This is a genomic window from Georgenia sp. AZ-5, assembly GCF_043952095.1.
Classification (GTDB): Bacteria; Actinomycetota; Actinomycetes; order Actinomycetales; family Actinomycetaceae; genus Georgenia.
In genome coordinates this window covers 666,235-680,593 of the sequence record NZ_JBINOU010000001.1, presented here as the reverse complement: position 1 = coordinate 680,593, position 14,359 = coordinate 666,235, and the positions used below count along the sequence as shown (strand labels likewise).

The window sequence follows — 14,359 nt, the reverse complement described above, 5'->3', positions numbered from 1 at the left end:
CGGCTCGGCGGCGGCCTCCCCCGGCCGCCAGGCGGTGTTGGACACTGGCGGGATGAACCCGCACGAGCCCGCCGGCGCCCCGCCCACCGCTCAGGAAAGGGCGCAGGTGACCGCGGGACGGCGGGCGACCCCCGCCGGCGACGCCGACGGCGTTGGGCCCGCGGGTCAGGCGGTCCCGGCCGCCGGCCGCACCGCGCGCCGATTGCGCGCCGAGGTGCTCATCGTCCTGGGCCTCTCGCTGGGCCAGTCGGCGGTCTACGCCGTGGTCAACCTCCTGGCCCGCCTCACGGCCGGCGTGCCGCTGGCCGAGCAGTCCACCGCCCTCAACCCGCCCCGCGCGGTCCGGCCCTACCTGGACCTGGCGTACCAGCTGCTGTCCATCGGGTTCGCCCTCGTGCCCGTGGCCCTGGCGCTGTTCCTGCTGTCCGAGCCGGGGCGGCGCGCCACCGCCCGCATCGGGTTCGACGGCGCGCGGCCGTGGCGCGACCTGGGCGCCGGCGCGGGCCTGGCCGCGCTCATCGGCATCCCGGGCCTGGGCCTGTACGCCCTGGGCCGCGCCATGGGCCTGACGGTCGAGGTCCAGGCCTCCGGCCTGGGCGAGCACTGGTGGACCGTGCCCGTGCTCATCCTCGCGGCGGCCCAGAACGCCGTCCTCGAGGAGGTGGTCGTCGCCGGATACCTCGTCGAGCGGCTGGAGCGGCTCGGCTGGCGCCCGGCAGCCGTCGTCGCCACGAGCGCCGTGATGCGCGGGGCGTACCACCTCTACCAGGGGATCGGGCCGTTCGTGGGCAACGCCGTCATGGGCGTGGTCTTCGCGCAGTACTACCGCCGCCGCAGGCGCACCATGCCGCTCGTGCTGGCCCACACCCTCATCGACGTCGTCGCCTTCGTCGGCTACGCCCTGCTGCCCGCGGGGGTGCTGGAGGCGCTCGGGCTCGGCTGACCCGGCCTTCTCACGAGCGGTCGAGCGCCCGGGCGGCCCGCCGCAACCGGGCGCCGCGGACCAGGAGCGCCGCCCCGCCGACGCACGCCAGCAGCCCCGCGGTCACCGCCGCGGTGGCCACCGTGGCCGTCGGGAAAGCCATGAGGACCACGCCGAGGACGGCGAGCAGCGCGCCCACCGTGACCTCCCCGCGCCAGCTGCGCCCGGCCACCCCGCGGGTCTGGAGGGCGACGGCGACCACGACCACACCGGCCACGAGCGCAGCGACGCCGCCGAGCACCACGAGCGTGGCCAGCATGAGCTCGGGCTGCCAGAGCAGCAGCAGGCCGACGAGCACGCTCGCCAGCCCCTGCCCGAGCCACCAGCCCCACCCGGGCACGTGACGGGCCCGCAGGCCGACGACGACGGCGACCGCGCCGTCGAGCACGACCACGGCACCCAGCACCGCGACGACGGCCACGACGCTGCTCAGCGGCGCCAGCAGCAGCACGACGCCCAGCACGAACGCGAGCACGCCGCGGAAGACGGTGTGCCGCCACGTCCGGGCGGCGAAGCGGCGGAGGTCCGCGACCAGGCGGGCGCGCGGGTCCGACCAGGCCATCCCGACCCCACCTCCGTCCGCCCGGGCGGCGCCGGCGGTCCCGGCCCCTCCCCGCTCACGATATCCACGGCCCCGCCACGGGCGTGGGAGGCGTCCGGGCGGGGCGCGACCGGCGAGACAGATGGCCGGAGAGGCGCCCCGGAACGGGCAGAACCGCCCCGTAGACTCGCGGCCATGACGCAGCACGTGGGCGAGAGCGGCGCCACGGTGCCCGCCGACGCCCCGCGCGAGGAGGCCTCGCCGCGTCGCGAGGTCCTCCTGGTCGACACGCCGCAGACGCGCGTCCGCCGCCCCGCCGACCTGCTGGCCCTCGTCCTGAGCGTGCTCGGCATCGTCTTCGTCCTCATCCTGGCCGTCTACGCCAACGCCACCACGCAGGGCGTGACCGAGGACGTCCGCTCCGCGGTCGCCGATTGGCTGCGGCAGGTCCTCCTGCTGCCCGTCACGGTGCTCGAGGGGATCGTGACCTTCTTCGTCCCCATCGTGGTGCTCGTCGACCGCCTGGTCCGGCGCAACTGGCGGTCCGCCGTCGAGGCCGCGATCACGGCGTGCGTGGCCGGGCTGCTCGTGGTCGCCGCGCTGTGGCTGCTCGACAACGTGGCCCCGCGCGCCCTGGCGAACGGCCTCGCCATCACGACCGAGGGGCGCACCGTCATCGCGCTCAACCCCTACGTCGCGGCGCTGTCCGGGCTCCTGACCGTGGTGGGCGACCGCTCGCACAACCGGCTGCTGAGCTTCTCCTGGGGCCTGCTGTGGGTCGTGCTCGGGCTGGCCATCGTCCAGGGCGAGCAGACCCTGCCCGGCGCGCTGGTCACCGTGCTGCTGGGGCGCGCGGCGGGCCTGGGCATGCGCTACGCCTCCGGGGTGCTGCACGAGCGCGCCATCGGCGTCTCCCTGGTGCGCGGCCTGCGCCGCGCCGGGCTGGACCCGGTGCGGGTTGTCCGCGCCGACCCCCTGCTGCCCGGGTCTGCGGTGCAGGCGTGGACCGTGAGCACCTCCTCGCCCATGGGGTACACCGAGCGGCTGCGGGAGCCCTCCGCGCTCCCGGAGGCCGGGCGCCAGATCGCCGCGGAGCACACCGGCGAGCGCCCCCGCAACCACGGCGGCCGCCCGCCTCAGCCCGCCTCGCCGGCCGCGCTGCTCGCCGCCGTCGACCAGGAGGGGGCGGGCGGCGGCGACACGATCGCGCCCGACCCGCTCACCGACCCCCGGGAGGTCCTCGCGGAGGTCTCGTCCCCCGCCGCGGGCGAGGAGGAGAGCGAGCACCGGCTCTACGCGGTGTGGGACGCCGACGGGCGCCGCCGCGACGTCACCGTGCTCGACGGCGACCGGCACGTGGTCGGCTACCTCACCAGCCTCTGGGACAGCCTGCGCCTGCGCGGGCTCGACCAGCGCCCGGCCCGCACGCTGCGGGAGGCCGCCAACCGCGCCGCCCTGCTCTCCCTGGCCACCCGCGCGGCGCACGTGCGCACGCCCGCCCTGGTCGGCGTGACGGAGGCGCGTGACTCGGTGCTCATCGTCTCCGAGCACCTCGCCGGCGCCCGGCGCCTCGACGAGCTGGCCGAGGACGAGATCGACGAGCGGCTGTGCGACGAGATCTGGTCCCAGGTCCGTGCCGCGCACGCCGCGGGCATCGCCCACCGGGACCTGCACGCCGGGTCGGTCCTCGTCGACCCCGACCGCCGAGTCTGGCTGGTGAACTGGGAGAACGGCGAGATCATCTCCTCGGAGCTGGCCCGCCGCATCGACCTCGCCCAGCTGCTCGCCATGCTCGGCGTCCTCGTCGGCGCCGACCGGGCGCTGGCGTCGGCGGCGCGGGTGCTCACCCGCGACCAGCTCGCCTCCATGGCGCCGCTGCTGCAGCCGGTGGTGCTGCCCGCCGCCACGCGGGCGGCCGCCCGGAACGGCAAGCTGCTCGCCACGCTGCGGGAGAACCTCATCGAGCTCATCCCCACCGCGGACGTCGAGCCGCTGCAGATCTCCCGGTTCTCCCCGCGCACCGTCGTCACGGTCACCCTCGCCGTGGTCGCGGCCTGGGTGCTGATGAGCTCGCTGAACTTCCGAGAGGTGGCCGACGCGGTCACCGGCGCCAACCCCGCGCTGATGGTGCTCGCGTTCGCCATGGGGCTGCTGACCTTCGTGGGCGCAGCGGTGGCGCTGTCGGCGTTCTCGCCGGAGCGGCTCGGGCTCTGGCGCACCACGCTGGTGCAGGTCGCCGCCTCCGTGGTGTCCCTGGTCGCCCCGGCCGGCATCGGGCCGGCGGCGCTGAACCTGCGCTTCCTGAGCAAGCGCCGCATCTCCACGCCGCTGGCGGTGGCCACGGTGGGCCTGGTGCAGGTGTCCCAGTTCGTCACCACGGTGCTGCTGCTCGTCGTCGTGGCGCTGGTGACCGGGTCCGTCGGCACGCTCTCGGCGCCGTCGGCGCCCGTGACCGGCGCCGTCCTGGGCGGCGTGGGCCTGGTGGCCGTGGCGCTGCTGGTGCCCCGGGTGCGCTCGTGGGCGTGGGCCAAGGCCGCCCCGACGCTGCAGCAGGTGTGGCCCCGCCTCGTGCAGGTGGCGTCCAGCCCGCGCCGGCTGCTCGCCGGGATCCTCGGCAATTTCCTCGTCACCGCGGGCTACATCACGGCGTTCGGGGCGTCGCTGGCCGCGTTCGGCTACGAGCTGCCGCTCACCTCGCTGGCGATCACCTACCTGGCGTCGAACTCCATCGGGTCGGTCGTGCCCTCCCCCGGCGGCATCGGGCCGGTTGAGATCGCGCTGACCGGTGGCCTGACCGTGGCGGGCATCCCCTACGCCACGGCGCTGTCGGTGGCGATCCTGTTCCGGCTGCTCACCTTCTGGGGCCGGGTGCCGCTGGGCTGGGCGGCGCTGCGCTACCTGCAGCGCGCGGACGTCATCTGACGGGTGGCACCAGCGGTCAGCGGAGCAGGCCGGCCCGTTCCGCCAGGACGGCGACCTCGACCCTGTTGCGCAGTCCCAGCTTCGCCTGGGCCGCAGCGAGGTGGGACTTCACCGTGGCCTCGGACACGTACAGCCGGCGGCCGATGTCGGCGTTGGAAAGGCCGTGGGCGACGGCGACCACGACCTCACGCTCACGCTGGCTCAGCAACGCCATCGTCGCCACGGCTTCGCGGCGTGCCGCGTCCCCGCCGTCACGTGTGAGATGGTCGAGCACCTGCCGGGTGCTGCTGGGAGACAGGACGGCGTCGCCGGCCACGACGGCCCGAACCGCCGACTTGATCTCGTCCGGCGACGCCGACTTGAGCAGGTACCCGGCGGCGCCGGCCTGGATGCTGCGCAGCACGGCGTCGTCGACGTCCCACGTCGTCAGTGCGATCACGTGGGGCGGGTGCGGCAGGGCCCGGACCGCCCTGGTCGCCGTGATGCCGTCGGTGCGCGGCATCCGCAGGTCCATCAGGACGACGTCCGGCGCGTGGGCCTGCACGGCGCCGACCACCTCGTCACCATCCCCGGCCTCGCCGACCACGTCCATGTCCTCGTCGGAGGTGAGGATCAGGCGGAGTCCGGAGCGGACCAGGGGATCGTCGTCCACGAGCAGGACGCGGTGCGGTCTTTGGGGCACGCGCCGATCGTAGGGCGCGCCACTGACATGCCCGGCGCAGGCTCACCATCGTCTCGCGCCGGTCGCACCGGCGCTCAGTCGGTGGACCAGGGTAGGGAGACGGTGACCCGGAACAACCGCCCGCCGTCGTCGAGCCCGTACGTCAGCGTGCCGCCCAGGAGCTCGGCACGCTCGGCGATGCCCTGGAGCCCGCGACCCGGCCCCCCGCCTGCGCTGCCGGGATAGCGGTTGCGCGCGTCGATGGTGACCCCCGCCGTCGGACCGCCGTGCACCTGGAGCCACAGCTGTTCCCCCGGCGCGTGCTTCCGGGCGTTGGTGAGCAGCTCCTGCACGATGCGGTAGACGGCACGGGAGAGGGTCGGCCCCGCCGTCTCGGCGCCGTCGAGGTACACCGTCGAGGTGATCGGGACGCCGGTCCGCACCGCCTCGTCGATGACCTTGGGCAGGTCCACCAGCGTGAGGTCGGGAGTGGCCGGGGCCTCGCCGAGGGGCTCCCGCAGGACGTTGATGAGTGAGCGCAGGTCGTCGACCGAGGCGCGGGCGCTCTCACGCACGAGGCGTGCGCTCCGGTTGAGCTCGGGATCCCCCACGGCCCGCGCCTCCAGCGCGCCGGCATGCAGGTTCAGCAGGGACAGCCGGTGCCCCAGGACGTCGTGCACCTCCCGGGCGATGCGTTCCCGTTCGACCTGGCGACTCAGCTGGTCGTTGAGCCGGCCGCTGGCCCGCGTGGCGTCGCGCACCCGTTCCGTCGCCGCGGCCGTCTCCCGCCGGGAGCGTGCCAGCAGCCCGGCACCGACGGACAGCCCCAGAAGCACCAGCACGCACACCACCACCACCCACGCGCTGAGGTCCACGGGCACGTCGGCGGGAGCCGCGGTGGGGCCGAAGAGCTGTTTGTAGAAGGAGGTCTCCTTGGTGGCGCCGCCGGCGTCCCGCGCCGACGAGGCGATCGTCGCCGCGGCGACGGCACCGGCGGCCCACCACACCTGCGGCCCCCGGCGCCTGGCGATCAGCCCCGCGAGCGCCACCAGCGCAGTGGACGTGCCGATCGGCAGGACGAGGGCGGCGCCGGAGGCCGTCAGCGTGACGGTGAAAGGAATCCGCTGGCGCCAGAAGAGCATGGAGGGGACGGCCACGGCGGCAAGGATCATCACCAGCTGCAGGAAGAGCTGCCAACCGTGCCCATCTGCCGCACCGAGGGCCGAGAAGACCCCGCTCGACAGGGACATGAAGGCGCACCCGACGACGTAGGCGGCGGTACGCGCCCACCACCACGCCGTCCTGCCCTCGCGCGGCGCAGTCGTCGTCATGCCGCACACGGTAGGGCTCCCCGCCCACGCCGGGGACCACCGATCGGCCGGCCTCCCCCGCCGTCGAGTCACCCGATCGGTCACCGGTGCCTGGCCGACCGGGCGATGTGGACCAGTCCCCACACGGCGAAGGCTTGGGGCACCAAGCAGACGAGCCGCACGGGGAGGACGCACATGACCACGCACGGGCAGTACACGTTCCAGACCGACGACGGCATGGTCGTCGAGCTCACGCAGCACGCGATGAGCCGGATGATCAGCAGGCACGTCCACCCGGCGGAGGTCGGGAACTGCCTCGCCCGGCCCAGCACGACCTATCCGTCCCGCGGCCGCCGGCTCTTCCGCGCCGACGACATCGTCGTGGTCGTCGACCTGGCACGCCTCACGGTCGTCACCGTCCTCTACGCCTGCCTGCGGGTGTGGAGCGACTCCGACGGCAGGCCCAGCAAGCGCGTGCTGTCCCGCAAGCAGGTGCGGCGAATGGCCGCCGAGATGCGCCGCCTGCCCCGCGCCTGACCAACCATCACCACCGAAAGTAGGAGAACCATGTCGCTTCGTCAGGGCCACGCCGGCCCCCACCCCGACCCCTCCCTCCCGCCGGCGTACGCCACCGCGGGTCCCGGGTATCCGCCGCCCGCCGGCGCCGCGCCCGGGCCGGCACCGCAGAAGCAGCGCAGCTGGTTCGCGCGGCACAAGATCCTCACCACGCTCCTCGCCGTCGTGCTGCTCGTCGTCCTCGTCAACGCGTTCGGCGGCGGCGAGGACGCCGCGCCCGAATCCCCGGCCGCGAGCAGCACCGAGGCCGGCGGGGCGTCACCCGAGGCGGCGCCCGCCGAGCAGGCACCCTCCGAGCAGGCGCCGGCCGAGCAGGCACCCGCCGAGGCGGGCATCGGTACGCCGGTGCGCGACGGGAAGTTCGAGTTCACCGTCACGGGCGTGGAGACCGGCGTACCGACCATCGGCGACCAGTACCTCAACGAGCAGGCCCAGGGGCAGTTCGTCCTGGTCCACCTGACCGTCGCGAACATCGGCGACCAGGCCCAGTACCTGTCCGACAGCGACCAGACCCTCGTCGACGACCTCGGCCGCGAGCACTCGGCGAACTCCACCGCCGGGATCTACCTGGAGAACAACGAGGTCTGGCTCAACGAGATCAATCCCGGGAACTCCGTCAGCGGCACCCTGGTGTTCGACCTGCCGGTGGACGCGGTGCCGGCCAGCATCGAGCTGCACGACTCGATGTTCTCCGGCGGAGTGAGCGTCTCGCTGGCGCAGTAGTCCTCGACCGGCGGGCGCGGCGGCTGGCCGCCGTGCCCGCCGCCGTTACGCTCGGAACGACCACGCCGGCCGTACGTCGCGCCCCGGCACGGCCGGTAGCCGGCCGGAGTGCGTGGCAGGGCGCCGTCTTGGACGTCGCCCTTCCGCCGGACCGACGTCGAGCGCCTGTAAGGAGGGCACATGCCGAGACCGGCGCCGCCCGCCGGCCGGTGGGTGCCCTGGGCGCTCGCCGCCGTCGTCGCCGCCCTGTACACGCTCTTCGCGGTGCTGCAGTGGCGGCGGCTGGAGGCGCCGTCGTGGGACCTGGGCATCTTCACCCAGCTCGCGCAGGCCTACTCGCGCCTCGGGGCCCCGGTCGTGACCATCAAGGGCGAGGGGTTCAACCTCCTCGGCGACCACTTCCACCCGCTGCTGGCGCTGCTCGGCCCGGTCTACCGGTTGTTCCCCTCCGGGCTCACGCTGCTCGTGGTGCAGGCGCTGCTGCTCGCCGTGTCGGTGGTGCCCATCGCGTCCGTGGCACGCGAGGTGCTCGGCCGGGCCCGCGGCACGGCGCTCGGCGCCGCCTACGGGCTGAGCTGGGGCCTGCAGGGCGCCGTCGCCGCGCAGTTCCACGAGATCGCGTTCGCCGTGCCGCTCCTGGCCTGCGCGCTCGCGGCGTTCCTGCGCCGGCGGTGGTGGGCGTGCGCGGCGTGGGCCGCGCCGCTGGTCTTCGTCAAGGAGGACCTCGGCCTGACGGTCGCTGCACTGGGCCTGGTGCTGGTGTGGCGCGGCTGGCGTGAACGGGCGGCGCGGCGCGGGCAGCAGGCGCGCGTCGGCGCGCTCCTCGCCGGCTGGGGCGTGGCGTGGTTCGTGCTCGCCGTGGCGGTGATCCTGCCCGCGCTGAACCCCCGGGCCCGCTGGGACTACGTCGACCGGCTCGGCGAGCCGCAGGACGGCGTCCTGGACGTGCTGCTCGGCGCCGTGGTGCCCGGCGAGAAGTGGGTGACCGTGCTGCTGCTGGTGGCGGCCGCGGGCGTCGTCGGCGTCCGCTCCCCGCTGGTCTGGCTGTGGGTGCCGACGCTGGCCTGGCGTTTCCTGGGCAACGTCGAGCACTACTGGGGGTGGGACTGGCACTACTCCGCCGTCCTCATGCCCGTGGCGGCGGCTGCTCTGATGGACGCGGTCCGGCCACGGCCCGTGGTGGACGACGGCGCGCCGGGGGCGGGGACCCGCCGGGACGGGTGGGCGACGATCGGGGTCGCCGTCGCGGTGGCGACCACCGTGCTGATGATGCCCACCCAGCCCCTGGCGCGACTGGTGGAGCCGGAGGCCTACGCCCTGCCCGCCCGGTACGACGGCGCCATGGCGGCCGTCCGGGCCGTGGAGCCGGGCGCCACGGTGGAGACCGACATCTACCTCATGGCCTATCTCGTCCCCCGGGCGCAGGTGTACTGGGTCGGCAACGAGGGCAACCCCGCCCCCGACTTCGTCCAGCTCGACACCCTGCGCCGCACCTGGCCGGACCGGGACATCACGGACGCGGCCGCCTTCGCCGAGGCCCGGCACCCGGGCACCGACTACGAGCTCGTGCTCGAGGCGGACGGCTACCAGGTCGCCGCGCGGGTCGGCTGAGCCGGCGGCGCTGCGCTGAGCGCTCGCCGGGGGGCGTGGCCCGGCCGCGCGGCCGCTGCCTACAGTGGCCGGGTGACCGCTCATCCCGCGCCCCGCACCGTCCACGTCCTCGCCGCCCTGCTCGCCCTGCTTGGCGTGCTGGGGCTCGTCGGCACGGTGACGGCACCCCCGGCACGGGCGCACGACACGCTCATCGGCTCGACCCCCGCCGCGGAGGCTACCGTCGAGCCGCCGTCGGAGATCGTGCTCACGTTCAACAACGAGCTCCTCGACACCGGCACGCAGGTCCGGGTCACCGACGCCTCCGGGGCCGTCGTCGCGGAGGGGCCGGCCACCGTGGAGGGCCCCGACGCCACGTTCACTCTGCCCGCCCCCCTCGGCGACGGCGGCTACGGCGTGACGTGGCGCGTGGTCTCCTCGGACGGCCACCCCATCGAGGGCCAGTACGCCTTCACGGTCGCCGGCGCGTCCGCCACGCAGGCCCCGGCCACCACCTCCGCGCCGGAGGAGACCCCCGACGCCGTCACGACTCAAGGCCCGGTAGCCGAGGGCGGCGAGGAGGCGGGCCGGTCCCGGCTGCCCGCCTGGGTGCTGATCGTCCTCGCCGTGGGCGTGCTCGGCGGCGTGGTCGCCCTCGCCATCCGGAACTGGCCGCGTAACCGCTGACGCCGCCGGGGCGCGGCGGCAGCGTCAGCCGAAGAGCGGGGCGAAGCGCGATCTCGAACTTCCCGACTGAGTTAGAACTCCGCGGCGTTCTATCTCGGTCGTGGAGTTCGATGTCGGCGCATAGGCCCAGCACCCATGGCGCTCCTCCGGTGGGAGGCCGCCCCGTCAGCCGTCCGGTCGCACCGGCGAACGGCGCCCCTCCACGCGCGCGGAGGGCCGGAGCGCTCACTCGGGCGCCGAGGCGGGGACGCTCAGTCGCGCGCCGAAGGACTCAGTAGTCCTTGAGGATCTGCAGGACCTCAGCCAGCACCTCGGGCGGGGTCCCGGTGGAGGTGACCTTGAAGCCGGGCTCGTCGTCGTCGAGCTCCTCGAGGGTGGCCACCTGGGAGCCGAGCAGGCTGGCGGGCATGTAGTGCCCCTGCCGCGTCTCGAGGCGCTCGGCGGTGAGCTGGACCGGCGGGGCCATGTGCACGAAGATCGTGCGCCCCTCCGCACCGCGCAGCACGTCGCGGTAGCGCTTCTTCAGCGCGGAGCAGGTCACGACGGTGGAGTGGCCGACGCGGGCCTCGGACGTCATCCAGTCGCGGATGGAGGCGAGCCAGGGCGCCCGGTCGTCGTCGTCGAGCGGGATGCCGGCGTGCATCTTGTCGCGGTTGGCCTGGCTGTGGAACTCGTCGCCCTCGGCGAAGACGTAGCCGAGCTTCCCGGCGAGCATCATCGCCAGGGTGGTCTTGCCGCCGCCGGAGACGCCCATGACGATGACGTGCCGGGGTCCCCTCGACCGCTTGGGCAGCGGGGACATCTCGGTGGTGGGAATCTCGGTCATGGCGCGCGGGCTCCGATCTGGCGAGGACTGCGTGGACGGTATCCAACGGCGAACACGCGCGGCCACGCCTTGCCAGAGGTTGCAGCGCCCGCGCCGCGCGAGATGGGTCACATGAGCGGGCCTGGCGCCGGCCGTGCGCCGTCCTCGCGGGGTGGCGTCCACCGCGTGAAGCGGGCGGCCTGCCGCAGCGTCAGCGCGGGCAGCGCGCGCAGGGCCGCGTCGCGTGCCGCGACGAGCGGGGCACCGCGCAGCTCCGGTCCGAGGCGCCCCGCCCACCGCGACGCCGCGGCGACGGCCTGCGTCCGGCGACGGCGGAGCCGGTCGTACCCGGACAGCGCGGCCTCGAGGTCGCGGCCGGTGCACAGCGCCCCCAGAACCACGGCGTCCTCCAGCGCCTGAGCGGCGCCCTGGCCGAGGTGCGGGGTCATGGCGTGGGCGGCGTCCCCGAGCAGGACCACGGCGCCCCGGCGGCAGGGCGGCAGCGGCCGCGCGAGTTCGTACAGGTCATGACGCAGCACGTCCTCGGGCCGGGCTGCGGCGAGCAGGTCGGGGATCGGTCCGTGCCAGCCGCCGAACCGCGCGCGGACCTCCGCGAGCTCGTCCGTGCCCCGCCGGCCCTCGGGGGCGCGGGCGGCGGCGAACCAGTACACCCGCCCGTCGGCGAGCGGCACGATGCCGAACTCCGCGCCCGCTCCCCAGGTGCTCATGGCAGCGACGTCCATGGTCCACGGCCGCCGCGTGACTGCGCGCCAGGCCGTGGTGCCGGTGTAGCGCGGGCCGGGGTGCCCCGGCCACAGGGCGGCGCGGACGAAGCTGCGGATGCCGTCGGCGGCCACAACCAGGTCGGCGCCGACGGTGCGGGTCGCGCCGTCGAGCCGGTAGGTCACCGAGGCGGGCGGCCCCGGGACGACGTCGGTGACGCGCGCCCCCGGCACGACCGCCCCGGGCGGCAGCGCCTCGCGGAGCAGCCGGTGCAGGCTCTCGCGATGGATGCCGATGATCGCGGTGCCCACCGTGCGCGCGAGGTACGCGCCGTCGACCCGGGCGATCCACCGCCCGCGCGGGTCGCGGATCCCGCCGCCGCCCTGTGGCCGGGCGTCGGCGTGGACCACCTCCGCCAGGCCGAGCGCGCGCAGCGCCCGCTGCCCGTTGGCCATCAGCGTGAGGCCGGCGCCGATCTCGGCCGGCTTCGGGCTGCGCTCGAGCACCGTGACGTGCCATCCGGCGCGGCGCAGCGCGATGGCCGCGCCGAGGCCACCGATGCCTCCCCCGACCACGACGGCGGTGCGCACGGGAGCCATCGTAGGCAGCGCCGGCTGAAGGGCCGACCAGCGCCGGCGGCGCTACCCGCGCCGGCGGCCCCCCATGAGCGCCCCGGCGAGCCACCCGACCACGAGCACGACGAGCAGCGTCAGCCACAGCGGTGCCCGGGCGTCGAGCCAGAAGAGCTCGACCGAGACGGTCCGCTGGTTCTGCAGCACGAACACCACGGCGACGACGACCAGGGCCAGCCCCAGCCACTGCCCGGGGGTGATCCGGGAGAGAAAGTTGCGCTCCGTGCTGGTTCGTTCCCTCATGCCCGCCTCCCGACGTCCGCCTCCGGCAAGTCTCGCCGAACGCGGCGGGACGGTCACCCGGGAGGCGGCGCTCGTCGCCGGGCTGCGCCGGCAGGACGGACGACAGCCGCCAGGCGCCGTCGGCGGAGTCGGTCTAGAAGGTGATGCCGTGCTCGGCGCGGTAGCCGGCGAGCACGGTGTCCACGAACCGCGCCGTGCGCAACGCGGTGCGCCCGGTGCTCGGCGCCGCGCCCCGGCCCGTGAGCTCGTCGACGACCGCCTGGATGAGCGGCTGCTGCACGACCTCGGGGTACGGCGCGTCGATCAGCCGCTCGCCGTCGCCCGTGCGCAGCACGAGCGGCTCGGTGCCGAAGGAGGAGAACCGCAGCGACCCGGCGCTGCCGACGATCTCCACCTCGTCGCGCCTCTCCGCGGTGTCGAACGCCCACAGGCCGACGCCCTGGACGCCCGAGGCGAAGATGAAGGTCGCCGTGACGATGTCCTCGGCCGGGTACCGGCCGGCCTGGTTGCCGGCAGCGCCGCTGACGGCGCCCACCGGGCCGAGGAGGTGGTCCAGCAGGTCCAGGGTGTGGGAGCCGAGGTCCACGAACAACCCGCCGCCCGAGACCTGCGGCTGCACCCGCCACGGCAGGTGGCCCGGCTCCCACATGCCCGGCACGCCCTGGGTGCGCACGCTCACCGCGCGCGTCCGCCCGACGGCACCGTCGTCCAGGAGCCGCTTGACCGTGGCGAAGCGCGGCATGGCGCGGCGGTAGTACGCCACGAACAGCGGCACGCCTGCCGCGTCGCACGCCGCGACCATCTCCTCGCACTCGCCGGCGGTGCGGGCCATCGGCTTCTCGACGTAGACCGGCTTGCCCGCGGCCGCGGCGCGCAGCACGTGGTCGCGGTGGCTGTCCGGCGGCGTGGCGACGTAGACGGCGTCGACCTCGGGGTCGGCGACCAGCGCGTCGGCGTCGTCGTACCAGCGCGCCACCCCGTGCCGGCGGGCGTAGTCGGCGGCCCTGGCGCCGTCCCGGCGCATCACCGCGACGAGCTCGGAGCGCTCGGCGCGCTGCAGCCCGGGTCCGCTCTTGCGCTCGGTGACGTCACCGACGCCGATGATCCCCCACCGGACGGTCTGCAGCGGGGGCCTGGCGGGCGCGGTCATGGGTCGTACCGTACCGGGGCTCGGTCCGCCAGCTCGGGGGCCACACCACAGCGAAGCGCTCGAAGACGCGGGGCTGACCGTCCCGGCCGGGGCGCCTCAGGCGTCGACCGGCTCGCCGGCGGGCCCGTCGGTGCTGGGAGCGTCCACGGCGGGGCCGCCCAGCGCGCCTCCCTCCCACGTCACGGCGTGCCAGCCGGTGACGTCGCCGTCCAGCACGACGGCGCCGGTGTTGCTCAGCGGGTTCCGGGCGGCGAACTCGACGGGCACGTTCTCGGTCCGCGCGGCGACCCAGGCGCGGATGGCGGCCCCGTGGCTGACCAGCACCGCCGTCCGCACCCCTGAGGCGGCGATCTCGGCGACCACCTCGTCGTAGCGCCCGAGGAACTCGACCCCGTTCTCCCCGCCGGGCATCCGGGTGTGCAGCCCGCCGTCAGGCCAGGCGAAGACCGTCTCCAGGTACCCGCGCACCGCCTCGTCGTCGCCGCGCATCTCGTACGCGCCCGCCCGGACCTCCCGGATGCCGTCGCGGACGACGACGTCCAGGCCGCGGGCGGCGGCGAGCGGGGCGGCGGTCTGCTGGGTGCGCACGAGGGTGGAGACCCACAGCGCCCCGATGTCATGACCGGCCAGCGCGTCCGGCAGCGCGGCCGCCTGCTGGTGGCCGAGCGCCGTCAGCTCCGCGCCGGGAGCGCCGGTGTCGAGCAGCCCGGCCACGTTCGAGGAGGTCTGCCCGTGGCGGACGAGGATCAGTCGCATGCCCGCCATCCTCTCCTACGGGCGGCGGCGGGGCGAAGCCGCCGCGTGCGCCGGCGCG

At 75.2% G+C, this 14,359-nt stretch carries 14 protein-coding genes; 6 read left to right on the top strand and 8 right to left on the bottom strand.

Annotated features, from left to right (window positions below):
• Nucleotides 1-52 precede the first annotated feature (52 nt).
• On the top strand, nt 53-943 hold the full coding sequence (locus ACF0H8_RS03255; RefSeq protein ID WP_395287559.1) for a CPBP family intramembrane glutamic endopeptidase: 891 nt from the start codon (nt 53-55) through the stop codon (nt 941-943).
• Nucleotides 944-953: 10 nt separating this feature from the next.
• Here the strand turns inward: ACF0H8_RS03255 and ACF0H8_RS03250 are convergent, their stop codons facing one another.
• Nucleotides 954-1,544, bottom strand: coding sequence for a DUF308 domain-containing protein (locus tag ACF0H8_RS03250; RefSeq protein ID WP_395287558.1), 591 nt, complete (start codon nt 1,542-1,544; stop codon nt 954-956).
• A gap of 174 nt (nt 1,545-1,718) precedes the next feature.
• Between ACF0H8_RS03250 and ACF0H8_RS03245 the strand changes: the two genes are divergently transcribed.
• Nucleotides 1,719-4,445 carry a lysylphosphatidylglycerol synthase domain-containing protein gene (locus ACF0H8_RS03245; RefSeq protein WP_395287557.1) on the top strand — a complete coding sequence of 909 codons (2,727 nt, stop codon included), beginning with the start codon at nt 1,719-1,721 and terminating at the stop codon, nt 4,443-4,445.
• Between the two features lie 16 nt (nt 4,446-4,461).
• Here ACF0H8_RS03245 and ACF0H8_RS03240 read toward each other — a convergent pair whose 3' ends face one another.
• Together ACF0H8_RS03240 and ACF0H8_RS03235 are read right to left on the bottom strand one after the other, a co-directional pair.
• On the bottom strand, nt 4,462-5,127 hold the full coding sequence (locus tag ACF0H8_RS03240; RefSeq protein WP_395287556.1) for a response regulator: 666 nt from the start codon (nt 5,125-5,127) through the stop codon (nt 4,462-4,464).
• A gap of 74 nt (nt 5,128-5,201) precedes the next feature.
• Nucleotides 5,202-6,437: a sensor histidine kinase gene (locus ACF0H8_RS03235; protein WP_395287555.1), complete on the bottom strand. Its 1,236-nt coding sequence runs from the start codon at nt 6,435-6,437 to the stop codon at nt 5,202-5,204.
• A 174-nt stretch (nt 6,438-6,611) separates the two neighbouring features.
• On the opposite strand from ACF0H8_RS03235, the gene ACF0H8_RS03230 reads away from it, so the two are divergent.
• The 4 genes from ACF0H8_RS03230 to ACF0H8_RS03215 all read left to right on the top strand — a co-directional run bounded on the left by ACF0H8_RS03230 (nt 6,612) and on the right by ACF0H8_RS03215 (nt 9,992).
• Nucleotides 6,612-6,953, top strand: coding sequence for a hypothetical protein (locus ACF0H8_RS03230; protein ID WP_395287554.1), 342 nt, complete (start codon nt 6,612-6,614; stop codon nt 6,951-6,953).
• A gap of 30 nt (nt 6,954-6,983) precedes the next feature.
• Nucleotides 6,984-7,715 (top strand): DUF4352 domain-containing protein, encoded by a 732-nt coding sequence (locus ACF0H8_RS03225; RefSeq protein WP_395287553.1) that lies wholly within the window; start codon nt 6,984-6,986, stop codon nt 7,713-7,715.
• 180 nt (nt 7,716-7,895) lie between these two features.
• Nucleotides 7,896-9,326, top strand: coding sequence for a DUF2079 domain-containing protein (locus ACF0H8_RS03220; RefSeq protein ID WP_395287552.1), 1,431 nt, complete (start codon nt 7,896-7,898; stop codon nt 9,324-9,326).
• 72 nt (nt 9,327-9,398) lie between these two features.
• Nucleotides 9,399-9,992 carry a copper resistance protein CopC gene (locus ACF0H8_RS03215; protein ID WP_395287551.1) on the top strand — a complete coding sequence of 198 codons (594 nt, stop codon included), beginning with the start codon at nt 9,399-9,401 and terminating at the stop codon, nt 9,990-9,992.
• A gap of 271 nt (nt 9,993-10,263) precedes the next feature.
• On the opposite strand, the gene ACF0H8_RS03210 is transcribed toward ACF0H8_RS03215, so the two are convergent.
• The 5 genes from ACF0H8_RS03210 to ACF0H8_RS03190 form a co-directional block, all read right to left on the bottom strand.
• The gene (locus ACF0H8_RS03210) at nt 10,264-10,818 is read right to left on the bottom strand and encodes a gluconokinase (protein ID WP_395287550.1); all 555 of its coding nucleotides are present in this window, start codon (nt 10,816-10,818) and stop codon (nt 10,264-10,266) included.
• A 107-nt stretch (nt 10,819-10,925) separates the two neighbouring features.
• On the bottom strand, nt 10,926-12,110 hold the full coding sequence (locus ACF0H8_RS03205; protein ID WP_395287549.1) for an FAD-dependent oxidoreductase: 1,185 nt from the start codon (nt 12,108-12,110) through the stop codon (nt 10,926-10,928).
• Nucleotides 12,111-12,161: 51 nt separating this feature from the next.
• Entirely contained in the window at nt 12,162-12,395 is a 234-nt protein-coding gene (locus tag ACF0H8_RS03200) for a hypothetical protein (RefSeq protein ID WP_395287548.1), read from the bottom strand.
• Nucleotides 12,396-12,528: 133 nt separating this feature from the next.
• Entirely contained in the window at nt 12,529-13,545 is a 1,017-nt protein-coding gene (locus tag ACF0H8_RS03195) for a Gfo/Idh/MocA family protein (protein WP_395287547.1), read from the bottom strand.
• Between the two features lie 96 nt (nt 13,546-13,641).
• Complete coding sequence (locus ACF0H8_RS03190; protein ID WP_395287546.1) at nt 13,642-14,301, bottom strand: histidine phosphatase family protein; 660 nt, start codon at nt 14,299-14,301, stop codon at nt 13,642-13,644.
• Between the last annotated feature and the right edge of the window lie 58 nt (nt 14,302-14,359).

Coding starts and splice junctions, on each gene's coding strand:
- ACF0H8_RS03210 (WP_395287550.1), bottom strand. CDS start 10,818: ATGACCGAGATTCCCACCACCGAGATGTCCCCGCTGCCCAAGCGGTCG.
- ACF0H8_RS03255 (WP_395287559.1), top strand. CDS start 53: ATGAACCCGCACGAGCCCGCCGGCGCCCCGCCCACCGCTCAGGAAAGG.
- ACF0H8_RS03235 (WP_395287555.1), bottom strand. CDS start 6,437: ATGACGACGACTGCGCCGCGCGAGGGCAGGACGGCGTGGTGGTGGGCG.
- ACF0H8_RS03250 (WP_395287558.1), bottom strand. CDS start 1,544: ATGGCCTGGTCGGACCCGCGCGCCCGCCTGGTCGCGGACCTCCGCCGC.
- ACF0H8_RS03190 (WP_395287546.1), bottom strand. CDS start 14,301: ATGCGACTGATCCTCGTCCGCCACGGGCAGACCTCCTCGAACGTGGCC.
- ACF0H8_RS03230 (WP_395287554.1), top strand. CDS start 6,612: ATGACCACGCACGGGCAGTACACGTTCCAGACCGACGACGGCATGGTC.
- ACF0H8_RS03245 (WP_395287557.1), top strand. CDS start 1,719: ATGACGCAGCACGTGGGCGAGAGCGGCGCCACGGTGCCCGCCGACGCC.
- ACF0H8_RS03195 (WP_395287547.1), bottom strand. CDS start 13,545: ATGACCGCGCCCGCCAGGCCCCCGCTGCAGACCGTCCGGTGGGGGATC.
- ACF0H8_RS03225 (WP_395287553.1), top strand. CDS start 6,984: ATGTCGCTTCGTCAGGGCCACGCCGGCCCCCACCCCGACCCCTCCCTC.
- ACF0H8_RS03220 (WP_395287552.1), top strand. CDS start 7,896: ATGCCGAGACCGGCGCCGCCCGCCGGCCGGTGGGTGCCCTGGGCGCTC.
- ACF0H8_RS03200 (WP_395287548.1), bottom strand. CDS start 12,395: ATGAGGGAACGAACCAGCACGGAGCGCAACTTTCTCTCCCGGATCACC.